Here is a 19,046-nt window from a genome sequence, read left to right on the forward strand (position 1 = left end):
AAGCCTTGCGTGAAAGAGCAAATGAGCTGACGTGCAGGAACTCTTGCCCAGGCAGCATCAATGAGATAAGCAGTAGAGCAGAATGGCTTGCTGGACATAGAGCAGGCTGTGCTTAAATCCGAATCCGGCAAAATAAGGTGAAGCGATAACCTCCTCGCTGACCTCCTCATTACGGTAGAAGGGAGGACAGGGACATAGCAGCGCCCCGGGCTGCGCCTGCTGCATCCGTTCCAGGGTGATCTGGTATTCGCTGAGATACTCCGGGGTCAGGAAGTCCCTGGGCAGTGAATCGGTAAGGATCACATCACTCTCCTGCAGAATACTGTCCAGACTGGTGTGAAAGGTGTAGCTCCGCTGATGAACGCTACCCATATCATTACCCGGAGAGCATACATGATGAAAAGATAGATTCAGCACCTGCGCCGCCTCCATCCAGGTCCGCAATATATTGCCAGCCGGTCCTACGAAAGTGTACGTCAGCTCCCGGTAATTGTGCCGGAGGGTGCGCAGCGCATACAGGTCAGCCAGAATCTCACACGGGTGATTATGTGTGGTCATCGCATTAATTACAGGAATTGAGCCGTATGCAGACAGCGCCTCCAGTTTGCTGAGGTCAGGGTGCCTGGCAATGATCCCGTCCCCCCAGTTCTCCAGATAGCGGATGACATCGCCCGGGTGCTCTTTTTTGTCAAGCGTCTCCGGCGGAAACGTAATATAAGCTCCCCCCAGGTCGCTAATGCCCTTCTCGAAGCTTACCCGGGTCCGCAGACTGGTCTCAGGGAAGAACAGAATCATGGTCCTGCCCTCCAGCAGCGGTTCTGGCTTGCTGAGCCGGAGCCGGTCGGTTAGTTCGAAGATATCGAGGATCTGCTCTGAAGTGAGCTGGTTTATATTCAGGAAATGCATAGATAAATCCCCCTCCCCTTGGTATGTAAGCAGCCAGAATGAATAATAATGAATAAATATACATCAATAAGTAATAGTATACAACGGAATTTTTACTGAAATTTTATTCCGCGCCATTCTACCGGCAGTTGAATCACGCGCATAAGCTCATTCAACCACCGTTTGATAGTATTGCGTCCTGCGGAGATGCTATGATGATTTCAGGCAGTGCGCACTGTACATTTTGTTCATTGGAGGGTATACCATGCTCGACTTGCGTAAGATTGGAGCTTATATTTCGAAGCTTCGCAAAGACCAGGATTGGACCCAATTGGAGCTTGCCGATCAACTGAATGTCAGCCATCAGGCGGTATCGAAATGGGAACGGGGCGAGTCGCTGCCGGATATCGGAACGCTTCCGCAGGTGGCGGGGTTATTCGGCAGAACGGTAGACGATATTCTAAATGCAGGAGACAATGAAGCAGACAGGGAGCGGCGGCACCTTGGATCGATTGTTGAGAGAATTGCAGAGAACAGGCCGGACCAGGTGGCAGAGATGGTCAATACCGGCAAGGCGGAAATAGAAGAGCTTATAGAGGTAGCGCCGCTCGTCAAAGCAAGCACTTTGCATAAGGTCACAGAAGAATTAGACAGCAGTACCCTTAGGCTGGATGTGATCATGCGCCTGGCTCCGTTCCTGGGATCAGATATATTAGATGAACTGGTTCATCAGGCAGAAAAAGAAGAAATTTCCTGGAATGTCGTTGCCGGACTTGCCCCGTTCGTCAGCCGCAGCACCTTAGGCCGGCTGGTCGATCTGTCGGCAGACGGCTCCAGCGATGTGAACAATCTAGTTGGGATTGCCCCGTTTCTTAACAGAGAGCATCTGGACCTGCTGGTGCAGCAAGCCAGAGAGGACAGCTTAAGCTGGAATTCCATTCAAGCGCTGGCCCCCTTTATCAGCAGAGAAACGTTAGGCCGTCTGGTGGACCGGGTGGAAGAGAGCCTTGCCGATGCAAATCGGCTGCTCGGAATTGCCCCTTTTTTGGACAGGGGGAAGCTTGAGCAGTTGCTTGGCAGAGTGGAGGCAAAGCGTCTTAGCCCGGATGTGCTGGCAAGCCTGGCTCCTTTTATCGATCAGGGGGTACTGAGCCGATTGGTAACCAGCATATTAAATAAAGCTAAGTAGACATTAAAAACAGAGCATAGGCGTACTGCCGCAATGCTCTGTTTTAACGTTATATCGGGTGCTGCGCTGCTACAATCCGAGCGTATTGCCTTTTTCCAGCCGCTGAATCTGCTTCTCCCCGTCATCTGCCAGCTCCCGGAACTGGGTGATCGTCTCGCGCATCTTGGGCAGGGCCTCCTGCTTGTAGGTGCTGATCGAATCCAGGGCAGAGAGGACGTCAGTGAATGCCTGCTTCAGCGTATCCACAGAGATACTGGTCTCCAGCGACTGCTTGTGAATGGCAGCGCCCTGCTCCTTCAGCATTCTGGAGGTGCCGCTGATGAGGTTATCGGTGGTCTGGTTCAGCAGCTCGATTTTTTGCAGGACAATCTTCTGGTTGTAGAGGGCGCTGGCGACCGTCACCGAGATTTTGAGCGCAGAGATGGTTACGTTCCTTGCCCGGTCTACACCGCGGATCAGCTCTTTGTTGTTGCGGATCACGACCTCGATAGCCATGATTCCCTGCTGGTTAACCACCAGCATCTGCTGGAGATCCATCACCCGCTGGCGCAGCGGGAACAGCACCTCCTCCGTAATGAACCGTACCTTATCCTCGTCTTCACTCCGCTGTCTGGCAGCCTCGATCTGCTTCTCGATCTCCTGGTCCATCAGCATCCCGAGCTGGATTTCCTTCTTCAGCCGTTTGGTCAGCTCCCGCAGGGTCTGCTGTTCAATCTCCAGGGTGGTGTTGTCGTTCTTCAGCACGGCCTTCCCTTTGTCCAGAGAGAGAATAATGTCCGAGATCACGGCATCGGCCTTCTGGTATTTGGCGAAATAATTGCGCAGCGGGTGGAAAAATCTGCCGAGTATCCCGCTTTTGGCGAAATCCACGGCACTGGGGTCCAGATCCTTGAGCTGGTGATGCAGCTCGGTTAAGCCCTTGGCGACCTGCCCGCCTTCGTCCCCGGTCTTGGACAGATTGCCTACAGATACCTGAAGCAGCGCGTTCTTGTCCGAAGACGACCGCATGGTGCTCATCCCGAAGCTGTCGATCGATTGCAGCACAGCCTTGCGCTTCTCCAGCGACTCGAAGTCCAGCTCCAGAATGCTGTTGACGTTGCTGATCGCCTGCTCCTTCAGTTGGGTGACTTCCTCCGGCTCCGGCTGGACCTGCTCCTCGATGACTGATTTCAGCTTCTCCGGGCTGGGAATTTCCATGGTAAATGACATGTGAACCCTCCTTCAGCATATAGAACTACATTTGCACATTGAGCAGATTGCCGATTTTGTAGACCACATCTTCAGTGTCCGCATTGATGTTGGCCGCCTCGTTGATGCTGGAGATGCTCTCCAGCGCCTTGATGTTGGCGTTATAGCCGATGGTGTATACCGGAATCTTGTAGGTCTCAATCAGTCCGCGGATCTCATCCAGGGAATGGCCTTCGTTGGTCTCCCCGTCACTGAGGACGAAGATCACGGGCTTCAGCCCGGGGTGCTGGGCCTGATACTCCTGGAGCATCTTCATCGCCACGACCATTCCGTCAAAAGTAGCCGTACCGCCCGAAGCCTGCAGGCTGTTAATCGCTCCTACGAACATGGACTGCTGATTGGTGTCATAGGTGGCGATCGGCAGATTGATGGTCACATCGCTGGAGTAGGAGACAAAGCCGATGCTGTTGTCCTTGCCCAGGAACTTCTGGCCCTTCAGCAGCGATTCCTTCAGACGGTTCAGCGGCTCGCCCGCCATGCTGCCCGAGACATCGGCTACGAAGACTGCGGCAATCGGCTTGCTGCCGTCTTTTTTCTCCTTCCACAGCTTCTGGGCCGAGGTGAGCAGGGAGCCGTCAACAGGCTTAAGCTCCGAGACATATTCATTCAAGCCGTTGAAGCCTTTGTCTGCGGCCGTCTTCTGGTATTTCTCCTGCTGGACGAACTCGCCGAACTTCTTGATGATTTCCAGCTTCTCCGGCGGCAGATTGCCCAGGGCATAGAGCGGGCTGTCATGTCTTACGCCGAAGGGGGTGAACACATAGCCGCTGCTGAGATCTTTAGCGTTGACAAAGGTCTGGTATTCCAGGACGAAGGCATCCAGCCTGCCCGACTTCGCCGCTTCACGCATTTGCAGGGTGGTCGAAGCAATGAAGGGCACATTGGCCTGGAATTTCTCGAAGCCTTGAACGGCTGTATCGCCGAGCAGATCGTTCTGATCGAAGGTGTTGAGGGCAGTAACCAGGAAATTAAGCCCGGTGGAGCTGGCAAAAGGATCGGTATACCCCATCGCCAGCTCATTGCCCGCAATGGCATCGGTGATCGTCTTGACATTGATCGCGCCGTATTTGTCAACGAGCTGATCATATTTCTGTTTGTTCATCACCACTCCGGCCACATTGCCGGTCAGCCGCTTGGCAACCAGCTCGGTCTGGACGCCGCTGGCTTTGACCATCTCGCCCCACAGCTCGTTGGATGGAGTGAAGGCGTCAGGCACATATTTGCCGGACCGGATATAATCGGCGGCGGTGCCTGAGGCGATATTGCGGATCTTCACCGAGACCGGCTGTCCGTCTACCGTGATGCCCGCAGCGTTGAAGTCTGCCGCCACATCATTGAGCCAGCCGTCGTTGCCGGTTCCTGACTTCTCTGTCGAGGAGAAGATTTCAACGAAGCTGCTGGTGGTGCTGTCAACGGAGATAGGGAACTTGGAGATATCGGGCAGCGAGTCGAGGGCTGACGCCGGATCAAGGTCGATCTGCCCTTTGACTGGCTCTGCGCTGGTGACGCTGATATCCTTATAGATCCGGTTCAGTCGTTTGTCTGCGTCTTCTGCGGAGATTTCCGTTTTGGATTTGCCCAGATTGGAGGTTAAGGTAATTCCGAAATAGACAAGGGCGAAGACGGATGCGGCTATAATTGCGAGTATGAACAGAGTTTTGCCTTTCCTCATAGGTTCAGCTTCCTTTCGTTACTGGTAGAGTTTCGTCTGCCCGATCAGGGCGGTTAATTCCTGCATACACGGAATGTCTTCAACATTCGCATAACCGGCGCTCCCCAGCTCTGTAATTTCCAGCAGCAGCTGATCGAGCTTCAGCAGAATTTCCTCGTTCGCCCCGAGACAGCCTTTGACGTAAGAGAGATATTCATGGTATACCGCTGTTTTCTTCTGGATCAGGGAGCCGGAGAACCGGCTGGCGGCGGTGCTGTCACTGAACCTGGCGAATTCGGCGGCATCGAATACGCTGAGCTTGTTCAGCATCCCCCGGATATTCAGATAGAACAGCTTCTCCACTTCATCAATGACAGCATGGAACTTGCGGTAGCTGAGCTCTGCCGTGTCAAACCGTCTGCCCAGCACCTGGAGCAGCGCTGCCTTCTTCCTGCCGATCCGCTCAATCTGATCCAGGGCAAGGGCGATATCCTCCTTCAGCACCTTCACATTCCGGTGGCGGTTCAGGCCGGCGATGTAATCCTCCCGCGAATCATAGTGTACAGCAGACGGCTTGGCGGCCGGAGGCTTGAACAGTAAGGTATAACTCCCGTATAGTACGGCCAGCAGACTCATAACCAGCAGGGTTACGCCGGAGGCCGTCTCCAGCGCGCTCCCGCCGCCGATGGTTACACCAAGCAGGCCGGGAGACAGCACAGCGACATTTAAAATAACAATCCCGGCAACCAGGCCGAGGAGCTTCAAGGGTCCGGATCTGTTCAGGATCAGCACCTCCTCATCTAAGTATATTGGGGGAATACGTATGTTCATTCATACAGAGCGGGGGGAGCGGAGGAGTCTCCTAAATATTACCCATATCACATAGAAATGATTGGAATAAAAGCCTGTTACACACTGCTACGTTTTGAGGCTTGGGGATGTTTCAATTTTTTGATACTTAAAGGACAACTATATAAAATTTCACCATCAAGCATTGACATCAGCTCACTTCGCGTGTAACATATGAACAGTCGTCAACCGGCAATGATTCCATAACTCCATATTGTTCTCGTATAACCCCGCAGCCATTGTCAGATGGCACAGGGCGGGGGTTTCTACAGGAAGCCTACTCTTCCTAACTACGATGATAAGGACCGTGAACCAGCGGTCCCTGTCCCCGGAGTTAGGAATTTTTGCGTACAGCGGTCCTTGACACAATCATTATTCAGATTAGAAGATTCAGGAGGCATCATCTGCATGAAAGATATGAAATACTTACTCTCCGTCCTTGTAGGCGCGATGAGCTACGGCATTCTGTCCACAATTGTTGTATTGGCCTACGGGCAAGGCTACAAGCTTGGGGAAGTTGTGGGCACCCAGCTGTTAACCGGCTGCATTCTGGCCTGGCTGCTGGCACTATATACCAAGCTCAGAGCAAACCGTAAGCAGCGCAGCGGATCGGCAGCTTCCGGCCAGTCTTCCAAGCCGGCTGCGGCCCGGCTGACCTGGAAGCACCGGCTGCTGCTGATGCTGGCCGGCGCACCAACCGTTGTTACCGGTCTGCTGTATTACCAGTCGCTGCGTTATATTCCGGCTTCCCTGGCGATTATTCTGCTGTTCCAGTTCACCTGGATCAGCGTGCTGATCCAGGCGGTAAGCAAGCGCCAGCGTCCCGACCGGATCACTGTGCTGACGCTGATCCTGCTGTTCGGCGGCACCCTGCTGGCTGCGGGTATCCTGAATCAGGGTACGGCAGAGTTCAATCTGCTCGGGCTGTTGCTCGGTCTGCTGTCAGCGGTCAGTTATTCCATGTTCATTATCTTCAGCGGCAAGGCGGTTCCGTCTGCGCATCCGGCCTACCGGAGCGCCTGGATGGTAACGGGCGGGATGCTCCTGCTGTTCATCCTGTTCCCGCCGTACTTCCTGTTTAACGGTCTGCTGTGGAGCCAGCTCCTGCTGTTCGGCTTCCTGCTCGGCTTGTTCGGCGCCTTCATTCCGCCGGTCCTGTTCGCCATCGGAGTGCCGCATATCGGCGGCGGCATGGCCGGGATTCTTGGAGCGGCCGAGCTGCCGGTCGCTGTGCTGCTGTCCTCGTTCGTGCTGCATGAGCAGGTGAGCCTGCTGCAGTGGATCGGGGTAGTCCTGGTGCTGCTGGGCGTGGTCCTGCCGGAGCTGTATAAGCTGCGCTGGGGGAATGCCCGGGCCATGCGTTCATCCTCCGTCTGAGTTCTGGCGGGAGGGAGTGGAGCGTTCCCTGTGAAGAGGGGAGCGCTCCTTTTTTCTTTCCATTCAAGCAATATGAAAGCGTAAACATTTTTTTTGTTGCCAAAACCGTAATGGAGTGTTATTCTGGATTTGGGATTGTTACTGCAAAGGCAAAACCCAAAACATGGTCACGTGTTTTGGGTTTTGCCTTTCTTTATGTTAAGGGCTTGCGGGACGCCGCAGGATACCCTTAACCCTGTCTGCAGCCTGTGGCCGGGCTGGAATGAAATTCGGGGTGAAGGAGGGCAGAGGGTTGATTATCGAGAAGATTTTCAATAACAATGCCATAATTGCCAAGGATTCCGGCAGCGATGAGCTGGTGGTGATGGGACGCGGCATCGGGTTCAAGAAAAGCCCGGGTGATCCGGTGGATGTGTCCCTGATTGAGAAGACTTTTGTCTTGAAGCACAATGAGGCGTCGGAACGGTTCAAGGCGCTGATGGCAGATGCGCCTGCCGAATATGTAGCCTTGAGCTACGATATTATCGAATATGCCAAGCAAACTCTGAAGGCACGGCTAAGCGATTACATCTATGTGACCCTGACGGACCATTTGACCCATGCGCTAAGGCTGCATGACCAGGGCATCCGCAACGAGAATCCGCTCCTCTGGGAGATTCAGCGCTGTTATCCCAAGGAGTATGCGGCCGGGAAGCACGCTATGGTAATGATTGAGCAGTACACCCGCATCCGCCTGCCGGAGGATGAAGCCGGGAATATTGCACTGCATCTGATCAATGCGCAAATGAACAGCTCAGGGAACAAGATTGCCGACCTTACCAGGCAGACGCAGCAGATCGATGACATTCTAAATATTGTGAAATATTCATATAACAACGAGATTGATGAGAAGACTGTGAGCTATGAACGCTTCATCACCCATCTGCGGTATTTCTTTCAGCGGTCGCGTAATCAAGAGCCGGTGGAGCAGGTGGATGATTTTCTGCTGAAGCAGGTGAAGGTGAAGTACAGGAAGGCGCATAGCTGTGTGCTGAAGATTGAGAAGTATCTGGGTGTGAAGCTCCGCGACGAGGAGATGCTGTACCTGACGATTCATATCCAGCGGGTGACGCAGCGGCAAACTGAATAGATTTCCATTTTGGATTGTTACTGGTCATGCAGGCGAAACCAAATCAGGCAGAAAGCTGCCGGCTTTGGTTTCGTCTTTTTGTTCATTCATTAAGAATGGGGAGGGCTTATCGTGAAATATGAGGCATTGTCCAAAGAGATTATCAAGCAGGTCGGAGGCAAAGAGAATATCAACGGACTCACCCACTGTATCACCCGCCTGCGCTTCAAGCTGAAGAATGAGAGCCTGGCGAATACGGAGGTGCTCAAGAATATGGACGGCATCGTTACCGTCATTCAGAGCGGCGGCCAGTACCAGGTCGTAATCGGCAATCATGTCCCGGAGGTCTATGCCCAGGTGATGGCGGCAGGCGGCTTGCAGGATGGCGGGGCGGAGGAGGCCTCCAGTGAGCGGATGAGTCTGTTCAACCGGTTCATTGATATTATCTCCGGGGTTTTCTCGCCAACCCTCGGCGTACTGGCCGCGACCGGGATGATTAAGGGCTTCACCGCCCTGTTCCTGACGCTTGGACTGTTTACGAAGACTTCGGGCACGTATGAGATTCTGAATGCGCTCGGGGACTGCCTGTTTTATTTCTTCCCGGTTTTCCTGGGTTATACGTCGGCCAAAAAATTCGGCTCGAATATCTTCATCGGTATGGCCATTGGCGCAACACTGGTGTATCCGTCCTTCAGCAGCATTACGGCGGGCGGGGAGCCGCTGTATACACTTTTTAGCGGGACGATCTTTGAATCTCCGGTGTACATCACCTTCCTGGGGATTCCGGTTATCCTGATGACCTACACCTCAAGCGTCATTCCGATTATTATCTCGACCTACATCGGCTCCAAGCTGGAGGGCTTCTTCAAAAAAGTCATCCCCAGCGTAGTCCGCACCTTCCTTGTTCCGTTCTTTACGCTGCTGGTCACCGTGCCGCTGGCACTGATTGCCATTGGTCCCGTCTCCACCTGGGCCGGACAGCTGCTGGGGCAGGGAACCTTGTTCCTTTACAACTTAAGCCCCGTCATTGAAGGATTGCTGGTGGGCGCGTTCTGGCAGGTCTTCGTGATCTTCGGGCTGCATTGGGGTCTGGTGCCGATTGCGATCAATAACATGGCTGTGCTGAAGTCTGATCCGATCCTGGCAGCTTCGTTCGGGGCTTCTTTTGCCCAGACCGGTGCGGTTCTCGCCATTCTGCTGCGGACGAAGAACGTCAAGCTCAAGTCTTTGTCGGTTCCGGCGATCATCTCCGGTATCTTCGGGGTAACCGAGCCTGCCATCTACGGGGTTACGCTGCCGCGCAAGAAGCCATTCGTATTAAGCTGTATCGCTGCGGCGGTCGGCGGCGGGATTGTTGGTCTGATGGGCACCAAAGGCTATATCCTCGGCGGCCTCGGCATCTTCGGGATTCCCAGCTATATCAGCCCGGAGGGGATGGATAAAGGCTTTTACGGTGCGATCGCAGCGATTGTCATCAGCTTCATCCTCGGCTTCCTGCTCGTCTTCTTCTCCGGCTTCAAGGATGAGGAAACGGCAGAGAAGCGCAGTACAGAGACGCCGCGCGGGAACCTGGTGAAGCAGGAGACAGTGGCAAGTCCCTTGAAGGGGCAGGTCAGAGCGCTGTCCGAGCTGACAGATGAAGCATTCTCTACAGGGGCAATGGGTAAGGGGATAGCGATTGAACCGCTCGAAGGCAAGGTCTACTCTCCGGTAGACGGGGTACTGACCACCTTGTTCGCCTCCGGCCATGCTATCGGGATTACCAGCAGCAACGGGGTCGATATTCTGATCCACGTCGGGAAGGATACGGTCAAGCTGAAGGGCAAATATTTCACCCCCAGAGCCAAGCAGGGCGACACCGTCACCAAAGGCCAGCTTCTGATGGAATTCGATGCCGCAGCGATCAGAGAGGCGGGCTACACGCTGACCACACCTGTCATTATCTCCAACTCCGGTGATGTCCTGGATGTCATTGAGACTGATCAGAAGAACATTGATTACCGGGAAAAGCTGCTGACCGTCATGATCTAACCTGTTGCTGTTAACCAATCATAAGGAGGAATAAGTATGAACGAGAAATTTAGAACATTTCCAGAGGGCTTCCTGTGGGGCGGCGCGACAGCGGCCAATCAGCTGGAAGGGGGCTACAATGCGGGCGGCAAAGGACTAAGCACAGCGGATATGATGACCGCCGGAACCCATACCGTATCACGCCGAATCACGCCGGTGCTTGAAGCCGGGGCGCATTATCCAAGCCATGAAGCGATAGACTTTTATCACCGGTATGAAGAGGATATCGCGCTGTTTGCCGAAATGGGCTTCAAGGTGTTCCGTATGTCGGTCGCCTGGTCCCGGATTTTTCCGAACGGGGATGATGCGGAGCCGAACGAAGAGGGGCTGAAGTTCTATGACCGCGTCTTCGCCGAGCTGCGCAAGCACGGCATTGAGCCGCTGGTGACGATCTCCCATTATGAAGCCCCTTACCATCTGGCTGAAGCCTACAACGGATGGGCGGACCGCAGAACGATAGACTTTTATGTGCGGTATTGTGAGGTCCTTTTCAACCGCTATAAAGATACCGTGAAGTACTGGCTGACCTTCAATGAGATTAATATCCTGACCATGCCGTTTGGAACCTTCATGGCCGGAGCAATGATGCCGCAGGGCAATACGGAGCTGACTGGATCAGGGATGGTTGACAATGAGCAGTTAAGATATCAGGCGCTGCACCACCAGTTCGTTGCCAGTGCGAGAGCCGTGAAGCTGGGGCATGAGATCAACCCGGATTTCAAGATCGGCTGCATGATTGCCTACATGTGCTCTTATCCGCTGACCTGCAATCCCGAGGATGTGCTGTTGGCCCAGCAGAAGGATAATCTCAGCAATTTCCTCTGCTCGGATGTTCAGGTCCGCGGGGCTTATCCGGGCTTCGCCTACAGATACTTCAGGGAGAACCGGATTGAGCTGCAGATGGAGGAAGGTGACGCGCAGATTCTTAAGGAAGGCTGTGTGGACTTCTACACCTGCAGTTACTATTCCTCCACCTGCGTGAGTGCCAGCCCGGACCAGGAGAAGATCGGCGGCAACATGTCGCTGGGCCTGAAGAACCCCTATCTGCAGGCCAGCGCCTGGGAATGGCAGATTGACCCGCAGGGCCTGCGGTGGTCGCTGAATAACATCTACAACCGTTACGGCATCCCGGTGATGGTTGTAGAGAATGGACTGGGCGCAGTGGATACGGTGGAGGCCGATGGTTCGGTCAAAGACAGCTACCGGATCGATTATCTGCGGGAGCACATCCGGGCCATGGGCGAGGCGCTGGAGGACGGCGTGGACCTGATCGGCTACACCCCGTGGGGCTGTATCGATCTGGTCAGTGCCGGAACCGGGGAGATGAAGAAGCGCTACGGCTTCATTTACGTGGATAAGGACAATGAAGGCAAGGGGACGCTGGACCGATCGCGGAAGGACAGCTTTTACTGGTATCAGCGGGTGATCGGCAGCAACGGGACTTTGCTGGATTAATTAAGGGAGTGGCGTCGGCTCTATTTTTAAATGGTGAGTGCTGGTTCAATTCGGAACCTCTGGCGGTAAAAGGATTATAAAAAACCGTTAAAGGGGAATTCCTATGATCATCAAAGGGATCGAGAACATGGACGGCGGAAACATCATGAGCCAGATCCAGCAAGGCGGCAAATTCGTCATTTACACCTACTGCTTCTCTATTATTCTGGTAACCTTCAGACGAAGCTCCAACATTTATTTTATCCGGGCCGGTGAGGGTTCCGTGAAAAAAGGGCTGAAATACACCTTGCTTACGCTGCTGCTGGGCTGGTGGGGAATTCCCTGGGGACCGATCTATTCCATCGGCGGACTTATCACTAACTTCAGAGGAGGCAAAGATATCACAAATGAAGTATTAGCCTCCCTGTCGGGCCAACAGGCGCAATAACCGCTTAATTATCTATAGCACCTTATAATATGTTATAATGAATGTCTTATTGCATATTATGAAGAATTGAGGTCGCTATAGGATGAAAGTGAAAATTAACCGTAATGCCGCCAAGGTATTGAAAGAGATGCTGAATAGCCCGGAGGCGGAAGGCAAGAAGATCCGCGTTGTCATCACCCAGAATCACGGAGACCACGGACACTATGATGTCGCTCTCGACACACCGACAGAGCACGATGAAGTGGTCGCTACCGATAAGGATATCGAGGTTCTGCTCGATACGCGCGAGCCGCTGCTGGACGGCGTATGGATTCAGTATTTCTATGTGCCGCAGGAAGGCTTCTTCATCACGAACCCGTCTACCGGATTCCTGGAGAAATAAGCAGCAGATAAGTATGATATGAGTTGCCGAAGGACGGCACTGTCTGATCAGCCAAGGGAGGCTGATTGGGATGGTGTCGTTTTTTGTTGTTTGATTTTAGGGAGTGGATTTGAAGCGGGATAGCATATTTATATGCGAATGTATGTTCCTTTTATCATATGTAATCCCAGTTTAATGGAATATAATTACATGCATGCATTCTATACTTGACCTGGGAGGCGACAGAGATTTCTATACCGCATGATGAAGCTTTTAAGAAGCTGCTGGAGACATTTTTTCAGGAATTCATTGAGCTGTTCTTTCCTGAGCTGGATGCTATGCTGGATTATAGTGAGACCCGGTTTCTGATGCAGGAATTGCTGGTGGACATTGTCGGCGAAGAGGCGCGTGAGCTGGATCTGCTGCTGGAAACCCGCTACAAAGGGCTGGACGGCTATATTCTGATTCACCTGGAGCCGCAATCGTACAAGGATCATGAATTTCGCGAAAGAATGTTTATCTACTTCAGCCGTCTGTTCGAGCGCTACCGCAAAGATCATAAGCTGATTATCCCGATTGCGATTTTTACCTCGGATGAGGTAAGGGAGGAACAGGACACGCTGGAGATGTCCATCCCGGAACACAACATTCTGCGCTTCCAGTTTCTTAAGGTGGAGCTGCGCAAGCAGAACTGGCGGCGGTTCATCGATTCGGATAATGCGGTGGCTGCTGCGTTATTGGCGAAGATGGGGTATACTACAAGAGAAGCGAGAGAGGTGCGCCGGGAATTCCTGCGGATGTTCATGAAGCTGAGGGCACGGCTGGATCAGGGCAGATTGGCATTGATTATGTCAGTAGCGGACCTGTACTTCAAGCCGGACCGGGCACAGGACGAAGAGATTCTAAAAGAATTAATCGATCACTATCCGGAGGAGGAGGAAGCTATTATGGAATTGATGCCAGCTTGGAAGCGCTGGGGGTATGAAGAGGGGATTGCGGAAGGTATTGAGAAAGGCAAAGAAGAAGGCCAGGCGGAGATTATCCGCAAACTGCTGCTCCACGGATTTTCTCCCGAGGCGGTATCCAAAGCCGTGGAACTGCCGCTGGATGAGATTAAGAAGCTGATGTGAATGTGAATACAGACCCGGGCGGAGGTTGCCTTGGGTCTTTTTTAATGAGCGGCTAGCACAGGAAGATTATGTATTACCGCACTCAAAGTCGTTGCAAAAGTATGTATTATCGTTGATTGGCTGCATTAGCCGGAGCGGGATTTTTGATTATACTGTTCTTGTAAGCGATTACACACATATAGCTGGGGGGAAATGCTAGTGAATAAGAAAAAAGCAATGACACTGATGTCCAGTATCCTGTTGATCTCTCTGCTTAGCGCTTGCGGAGGCGGTAACGGCAATGCCGGTGGAAACGCATCGGAGCCGAAGGCCTCATCCGCGGCAACGGAAGCATCCAGAACCAATCAGCCGGCCGCAGATTCCGGCACTGTGGATACATCCCAGCCAGTTTCCCTGAAGATGATCTTCGTAGGCCCGAAGCCGGTCGATTATGACCAGGTATTCGGAGAGATTAACAAGAAGCTGAAGGAGAAAATCAACGCAACGCTCGAAGCCGAGTTCCTGGACTGGTCGGACTGGGCGCAGAAATATCCGCTTAAGCTGGCGGCCAACGAGAATTTCGATATGATCTATGCGGCTAACTGGGCCGGCTATAACGATCAGGCGCTGAAGGGCGGCTTCCTTGAGCTGACCGATGAGATGCTTCAGAAATACACACCGATGACCTGGAAAGCGATGCCGGAAGTAGGCTGGGGCCAGGCGAAGGTTAACGGCAAGCTCTATATGGTGCCCCAGAACCGCGGGGAGACCGTCGAGAAGCTGATTCTGTACCGCGAGGACCTGCGCAAGAAATACAATCTGCCGGAGATCAACAGCCCGGAATCCTATGCCAACTACCTCAAGACCATTGCCGAGAAGGAGAAAGGGATCACGCCATTCGTGCCGGAGACCGGGGACTGGAAGCTGCATAACCTGGACCGCATCCTGCTGAAGCAGCAGACCGAATGGAACCTGTTCGACCTGGATCTGCCGATGGGCTTCAAGCTGGACGATCCGACGGGCAAGGTGTTCAACTTATATGAAACTCCTGAATTCAAGGAGCTTGTCTACTATTATAAAGATCTGGCGGACCACAACGCCTGGTCGAAGAGCGCACTGAACAGTAAACTGGACCATCAGCAGGAGTTCAAGGCAGGCAAGGCAGCCTCTATCACCCACAATCTGGGTACGCTTGGCGCCCTAATTACCGATATGCGTGAGAAGAACTCACCGTATGAGCTGGCTCTTGCTGATATTAACCAGGGTAAGAAAAAATCGGTTGCCGTCTCTACACAGAACGGTGTAGCGATTCATTCCACCTCCAAGCACCCGGAACGTGCGCTGATGGCCATCGATCTGCTGCAGAATGATAAAGAGCTGCATGATCTGATGATGAACGGCATTACGGCAGTGCATTATAATCCGGTCGGAGACGACAAATTCACTAACGCCGAGAAGAATGCCAACTACACCGGCTTCTCCAACTGGGGCTTCAACTCGCCGCTGAACCGGGATAATGCCTCCTTCCCGGCGGAAGCGACCACTCTGACCGACAAATGGGAGGGCGAGGTGTATCATTACCCGCTGGAGACCTTCGTCTTCGATAACAGCAAGGTGAAGACCGAAGTAGCCAACGTCGGAAATGTCATGCTGCAATACGGCATTCCGCTGGAATACGGAACCGTGAAGGATGTAGATGCCGGGCTGGCCAAGCTCCAGCAGCAGGTTAAGGCTGCCGGTATCGATAAGATCATCGCAGAGGTGCAGCGGCAGATTGATGAATTCCTGGCGAAGTCAGGCCAATAGTATACAGGTTGACAGACATCAAGGCCCGCGTCGAATGGACGCGGGCCTTGATATGTTATGCAGGGCGGGAGTCGCTGAATCGGGCTATTATTGAGAACGGTTATCAATTATAATAGGGTTAACCGGATTAGAACTAAGCGGAATTGAACATAAATGGAGAGCTGAGATGAATCTGAACGATCATATGAAGTGGTGGAGTCATGCATCGGTCAAAATCATGGATACCCGCAGCGGGAGGCTGGAGGCCGGCTTTGAGATCGCGCATTACAGGCTGCCGTCCAGTGCCTTTCTGTATGCTGTTCAGGGACAGGCGGTGGTAGAGCTGGACGAGCTGAGGGTCACCCTGGGACGCAATCAGCTGGCGCATGGGGGGCGGGGAGCTGTACTTGCCGTGCGGGCGGAGGAGGCTTTTGAATACTTCCTTGTGCTCTATAAAGCCGTGCTGATGCTGCCTCCGTCCAGCCGTGTAATGCAGTTGGACCGGGAGAACCCCACCCGGCTTCAATACACCTTCGGCCCGTCCTACCCGGTGGCGCTGCTGACCCGGCTTGAACAGATGCATTCCGGGTGGCTCACTGCCGATCCGCTGCAGCATATCTATGTAAGGTCGCTGTTCCTGCAATTCGTTCATGAGCTGTTATGGCAGATGAAGGAGCAGGGAATTCAACCGGTTCGGCCGGATCTGCTGGCCCAGGTGCTAAGGTATATGCAGGAGCATTACAGTGAACAGCTTACGCTGGATGTTCTGGCAGAGCGCTTTGATTGCAGTGTAAGCTTCTTAAGCAAGCTGTTCAAAAGCCGGCTGCAGGCCGGTCCCATCCGTATGCTGACCCGCATCCGCATGGACAAGGCGGCACAAGACTTGCTGCACACGGAGCTTAGCCTGCAGGAGATTGCGGAGCGGACAGGTTACCCGGATGCCCACACCTTGAGCCGGAATTTCAAAAAGCATTATGGCTCGTCCCCGTCACAGTTCAAAGTGAAATTCAGGACAGAGGGCGGTATACGAGAATTGCCTGCTGCTTATCCGAGAACTGCCCTTGTAGGCCATTCACCCGGATGCTATAGTAACCCAAGAGATGAGAATCATTATCATTCGTATCTTAAAGGGGGATTACCTGTGTTTAAAAGAACCAGGGCAGCATCTGTGGCCACCGCGGCCTTATTCTTGTGTATCACTTTGTTGTTGAGCGCTTGTTCGGGGGCCCAGGCTCCGGCGAACGGGAATGCAGCGGCAAGCCCTGCGGCACAGCCGGCGAAAGCAGCGGTCTCTGAGACTGCGGCAGACCAGTCAGCGGCAACGACCAAAATCTACAGGGACAGCAAAGGAGAGGTCACCATTCCGGCCAATCCGCAGCGGATCATCGATCTGACCGGCAGTGCCATCGGCAATTTACTGGTGCTCGGTGTGAAGCCGGTTGCCGCCGCTGATGATTCACTGAAGAATCCGTTCCATGAAGGCCGGCTCGACCATATCGTGAATATAGGCAAGGAACCGAACGCGGAAGCGATCCTGAAGCTGGACCCAGATCTGATTCTTATGTTCGACTATATGGAAGACGCTCAGTACGAGCAGCTCACGAAGATCGCCCCGGTAGTCAGACTGAAGTACGGCGGGGGAACACCACAGGATCTGCTGCTGGAATTCGGCAAAATCACCGGCAAAGAGGCTGAGGCGCAGCAATGGATAGATTCGTGGAATGCGAAGATCGCCGAAGTGAAGCCGAAAATCACTGAAGTGGTTGGCGATAAGACTGTGTCGATCCTACAGCCGTATGCGAAGGGCATCTATGCCTGGGGCGACAAGGGCGGAAGAGGCGGCGAGATTCTGTATAGAGACCTTGGCCTGAAAGCACCGGAGATTATCCGCACCACCCTGATTGACGGGGAGGGCTTCGGCGGGGACCTGTCGCTGGAGCTGCTGCCGGAGTATGCCGGAGATTATATTTTCACCAGTAATTGGGGCTGGGATGACGGGGATGCGAATGTCGTTTATGACAGCGAGGTGTGGAAGTCTCTGCCCGCGGTGAAGAACCATCAGGTCTATTTCATTGATGAGAAGGGCTCCTTCTATAACGATCCGATTTCGCTGGAGGCACAGCTGGATTTCATCACGAAAAGCCTGCTAGGTACAGCGCAATAAGTCGGGGGGACCTGTCGGAAAATTTATTCTTAGATGTACGGAAGACTGGTACTCTCAGGCTGAGAAGACCGGTCTTCTTCGCTGTTCGGCCGTGGCTTGGCAACTTAATTGTTTACATTTGGTGTGATGTATATATACTTAACTTTTGAAGGATTCATCATCTCGGGGTTACCCGGCAAGGGAGGATTACAGTAAATATGACTTCACGAATTAGAGTAGGTATTGTCGGTTACGGAAATTTGGGTAAAGGGGTACAGCAGGCGATTGCGCAGAATCCTGACATGGAGCTGGTCGCTATCTTCACCCGCAGAGAGCCGCAGCAGCTCGCTGAGATTACAGGCACAGTAACAGAGCATATCTCCGCAGCTGAACAGTATATAGGCAAAATTGATGTAATGATTCTGTGCGGCGGCTCTGCAACGGACCTGCCTGAGCAAACCCCGCAGCTGGCCCGGTGGTTCAATACCGTGGACAGCTTCGACACCCATGCCAAAATCCCGGAATTCTTCGCATCCGTGGACAAGTCCGCACAAGAAGGCGGCTCAGTCAGCGTCATCTCCACGGGCTGGGACCCGGGAATGTTCTCGATGAACCGTCTGCTCATGCAGTCCATCCTGCCAGTGGGCGAGGACTACACCTTCTGGGGCAAGGGAGTCAGCCAGGGACATTCCGATGCGATCCGCCGTGTTCCCGGCGTGAAGGCGGGCGTGCAATATACGATCCCTGTCCAGGAGGTCATTGACAGCATCCGTGCAGGCGAGACGCCGCAGCTGTCCACCCGCGAGAAGCACCGCCGCGAATGCTATGTAGTGGCGGAAGAAGGCGCTGACCGCGAGGCGATCACCCGCAGCATTGTGGAGATGCCGAATTACTTCGCCGATTATGATACGACCGTTAACTTCGTATCGGCCGAAGAGCTGGCTGAGAAGCATTCCGGGATGCCGCATGGCGGCTTCGTCATCCGCAGCGGAGTTACCGGCAGCGGCAGCAAGCAGATTGCTGAATTCGGGCTGAAGCTGGACAGCAATCCGGAGTTCACCGCCAGTGTGCTGGCCGCTTACGCCCGTGCAGCCGTCCGCCTGAAGCGTGAAGGTCACACCGGGGCGAAGACAGTGTTCGATATTCCGCTCGGCCACCTGTCGCCGAGATCAGCAGAGGACCTGCGGCGCGAACTGCTGTAGGAACTTGAAGCAGGGGCAGCCTGATATGGGCTGCCCTTTGTGCTGTCGCGGACGGCTGGCTGAAGGGAGATCAAAGGGATCAATCCCTTTAGTGGCGCAACTGAATAAGGTGGCTGAGGAGCATTAATGCACCTGAATCCAGGAGAAGTGGGCTAAAGGAGCGAATGAGGAGCATTAGTGCACCAGA

15 protein-coding genes are annotated in these 19,046 nt (G+C 53.6%); 11 read left to right on the top strand and 4 right to left on the bottom strand.

Going from position 1 to position 19,046, the window contains the following annotated elements; all coding sequences use genetic code 11:
* Positions 1–57 precede the first annotated feature (57 nt).
* Positions 58–906: an ornithine carbamoyltransferase gene (locus MHI24_RS30030; protein ID WP_340023211.1), complete on the bottom strand. Its 849-nt coding sequence runs from the start codon at positions 904–906 to the stop codon at positions 58–60.
* Positions 907–1,150: 244 nt separating this feature from the next.
* Between MHI24_RS30030 and MHI24_RS30035 the strand changes: the two genes are divergently transcribed.
* The gene (locus tag MHI24_RS30035) at positions 1,151–2,074 is read left to right on the top strand and encodes a helix-turn-helix transcriptional regulator (RefSeq protein WP_340023212.1); all 924 of its coding nucleotides are present in this window, start codon (positions 1,151–1,153) and stop codon (positions 2,072–2,074) included.
* A 69-nt stretch (positions 2,075–2,143) separates the two neighbouring features.
* On the opposite strand, the gene MHI24_RS30040 is transcribed toward MHI24_RS30035, so the two are convergent.
* Genes MHI24_RS30040 through MHI24_RS30050 form a run of 3 tightly spaced genes read right to left on the bottom strand, consistent with a single transcriptional unit; the run spans position 2,144 to position 5,738 of the window.
* Positions 2,144–3,283 carry a toxic anion resistance protein gene (locus MHI24_RS30040; protein ID WP_340023213.1) on the bottom strand — a complete coding sequence of 380 codons (1,140 nt, stop codon included), beginning with the start codon at positions 3,281–3,283 and terminating at the stop codon, positions 2,144–2,146.
* 25 nt (positions 3,284–3,308) lie between these two features.
* Positions 3,309–4,994, bottom strand: a complete 1,686-nt coding sequence (locus MHI24_RS30045; protein WP_340023214.1) for a VWA domain-containing protein — start codon at positions 4,992–4,994, stop codon at positions 3,309–3,311.
* Positions 4,995–5,012: 18 nt separating this feature from the next.
* Positions 5,013–5,738, bottom strand: coding sequence for a hypothetical protein (locus MHI24_RS30050; RefSeq protein WP_340023215.1), 726 nt, complete (start codon positions 5,736–5,738; stop codon positions 5,013–5,015).
* Positions 5,739–6,239: 501 nt separating this feature from the next.
* Between MHI24_RS30050 and MHI24_RS30055 the strand changes: the two genes are divergently transcribed.
* The 10 genes from MHI24_RS30055 to MHI24_RS30100 all read left to right on the top strand — a co-directional run bounded on the left by MHI24_RS30055 (position 6,240) and on the right by MHI24_RS30100 (position 18,859).
* The gene (locus MHI24_RS30055; protein WP_340026841.1) at positions 6,240–7,199 is read left to right on the top strand and encodes a DMT family transporter; all 960 of its coding nucleotides are present in this window, start codon (positions 6,240–6,242) and stop codon (positions 7,197–7,199) included.
* Positions 7,200–7,491: 292 nt separating this feature from the next.
* Positions 7,492–8,328, top strand: coding sequence for a PRD domain-containing protein (locus MHI24_RS30060; protein ID WP_340023216.1), 837 nt, complete (start codon positions 7,492–7,494; stop codon positions 8,326–8,328).
* A gap of 111 nt (positions 8,329–8,439) precedes the next feature.
* Positions 8,440–10,338 carry a beta-glucoside-specific PTS transporter subunit IIABC gene (locus MHI24_RS30065; protein ID WP_340023217.1) on the top strand — a complete coding sequence of 633 codons (1,899 nt, stop codon included), beginning with the start codon at positions 8,440–8,442 and terminating at the stop codon, positions 10,336–10,338.
* Between the two features lie 36 nt (positions 10,339–10,374).
* The gene (locus MHI24_RS30070) at positions 10,375–11,832 is read left to right on the top strand and encodes a 6-phospho-beta-glucosidase (RefSeq protein WP_340023218.1); all 1,458 of its coding nucleotides are present in this window, start codon (positions 10,375–10,377) and stop codon (positions 11,830–11,832) included.
* A gap of 103 nt (positions 11,833–11,935) precedes the next feature.
* Positions 11,936–12,259, top strand: coding sequence for a hypothetical protein (locus MHI24_RS30075; RefSeq protein ID WP_340023219.1), 324 nt, complete (start codon positions 11,936–11,938; stop codon positions 12,257–12,259).
* Positions 12,260–12,341: 82 nt separating this feature from the next.
* A complete protein-coding gene (locus tag MHI24_RS30080; RefSeq protein WP_340023220.1) occupies positions 12,342–12,641 on the top strand; it encodes an iron-sulfur cluster assembly accessory protein in 300 nt (99 codons plus the stop codon).
* Between the two features lie 206 nt (positions 12,642–12,847).
* On the top strand, positions 12,848–13,750 hold the full coding sequence (locus MHI24_RS30085) for an Rpn family recombination-promoting nuclease/putative transposase (protein WP_340023221.1): 903 nt from the start codon (positions 12,848–12,850) through the stop codon (positions 13,748–13,750).
* A gap of 192 nt (positions 13,751–13,942) precedes the next feature.
* The gene (locus MHI24_RS30090) at positions 13,943–15,535 is read left to right on the top strand and encodes an ABC transporter substrate-binding protein (protein WP_340023222.1); all 1,593 of its coding nucleotides are present in this window, start codon (positions 13,943–13,945) and stop codon (positions 15,533–15,535) included.
* 166 nt (positions 15,536–15,701) lie between these two features.
* A complete protein-coding gene (locus MHI24_RS30095; RefSeq protein ID WP_340023223.1) occupies positions 15,702–17,678 on the top strand; it encodes an AraC family transcriptional regulator in 1,977 nt (658 codons plus the stop codon).
* 197 nt (positions 17,679–17,875) lie between these two features.
* Positions 17,876–18,859, top strand: coding sequence for a diaminopimelate dehydrogenase (locus MHI24_RS30100; RefSeq protein WP_340023224.1), 984 nt, complete (start codon positions 17,876–17,878; stop codon positions 18,857–18,859).
* The last annotated feature ends 187 nt before the right edge of the window (positions 18,860–19,046 follow it).

Source organism: Paenibacillus sp. FSL K6-1096, assembly GCF_037977055.1.
Taxonomy (GTDB): Bacteria; Bacillota; Bacilli; order Paenibacillales; family Paenibacillaceae; genus Paenibacillus_AQ.

Excerpts from the sequence above, each read along its gene's own strand:
- MHI24_RS30030 (WP_340023211.1), bottom strand. The coding sequence starts at position 906 with ATGCATTTCCTGAATATAAACCAGCTCACTTCAGAGCAGATCCTCGAT.
- MHI24_RS30035 (WP_340023212.1), top strand. The coding sequence starts at position 1,151 with ATGCTCGACTTGCGTAAGATTGGAGCTTATATTTCGAAGCTTCGCAAA.
- MHI24_RS30040 (WP_340023213.1), bottom strand. The coding sequence starts at position 3,283 with ATGTCATTTACCATGGAAATTCCCAGCCCGGAGAAGCTGAAATCAGTC.
- MHI24_RS30045 (WP_340023214.1), bottom strand. The coding sequence starts at position 4,994 with ATGAGGAAAGGCAAAACTCTGTTCATACTCGCAATTATAGCCGCATCC.
- MHI24_RS30055 (WP_340026841.1), top strand. The coding sequence starts at position 6,240 with ATGAAATACTTACTCTCCGTCCTTGTAGGCGCGATGAGCTACGGCATT.
- MHI24_RS30070 (WP_340023218.1), top strand. The coding sequence starts at position 10,375 with ATGAACGAGAAATTTAGAACATTTCCAGAGGGCTTCCTGTGGGGCGGC.
- MHI24_RS30075 (WP_340023219.1), top strand. The coding sequence starts at position 11,936 with ATGATCATCAAAGGGATCGAGAACATGGACGGCGGAAACATCATGAGC.
- MHI24_RS30080 (WP_340023220.1), top strand. The coding sequence starts at position 12,342 with ATGAAAGTGAAAATTAACCGTAATGCCGCCAAGGTATTGAAAGAGATG.
- MHI24_RS30090 (WP_340023222.1), top strand. The coding sequence starts at position 13,943 with ATGCTAGTGAATAAGAAAAAAGCAATGACACTGATGTCCAGTATCCTG.
- MHI24_RS30095 (WP_340023223.1), top strand. The coding sequence starts at position 15,702 with ATGAATCTGAACGATCATATGAAGTGGTGGAGTCATGCATCGGTCAAA.
- MHI24_RS30100 (WP_340023224.1), top strand. The coding sequence starts at position 17,876 with ATGACTTCACGAATTAGAGTAGGTATTGTCGGTTACGGAAATTTGGGT.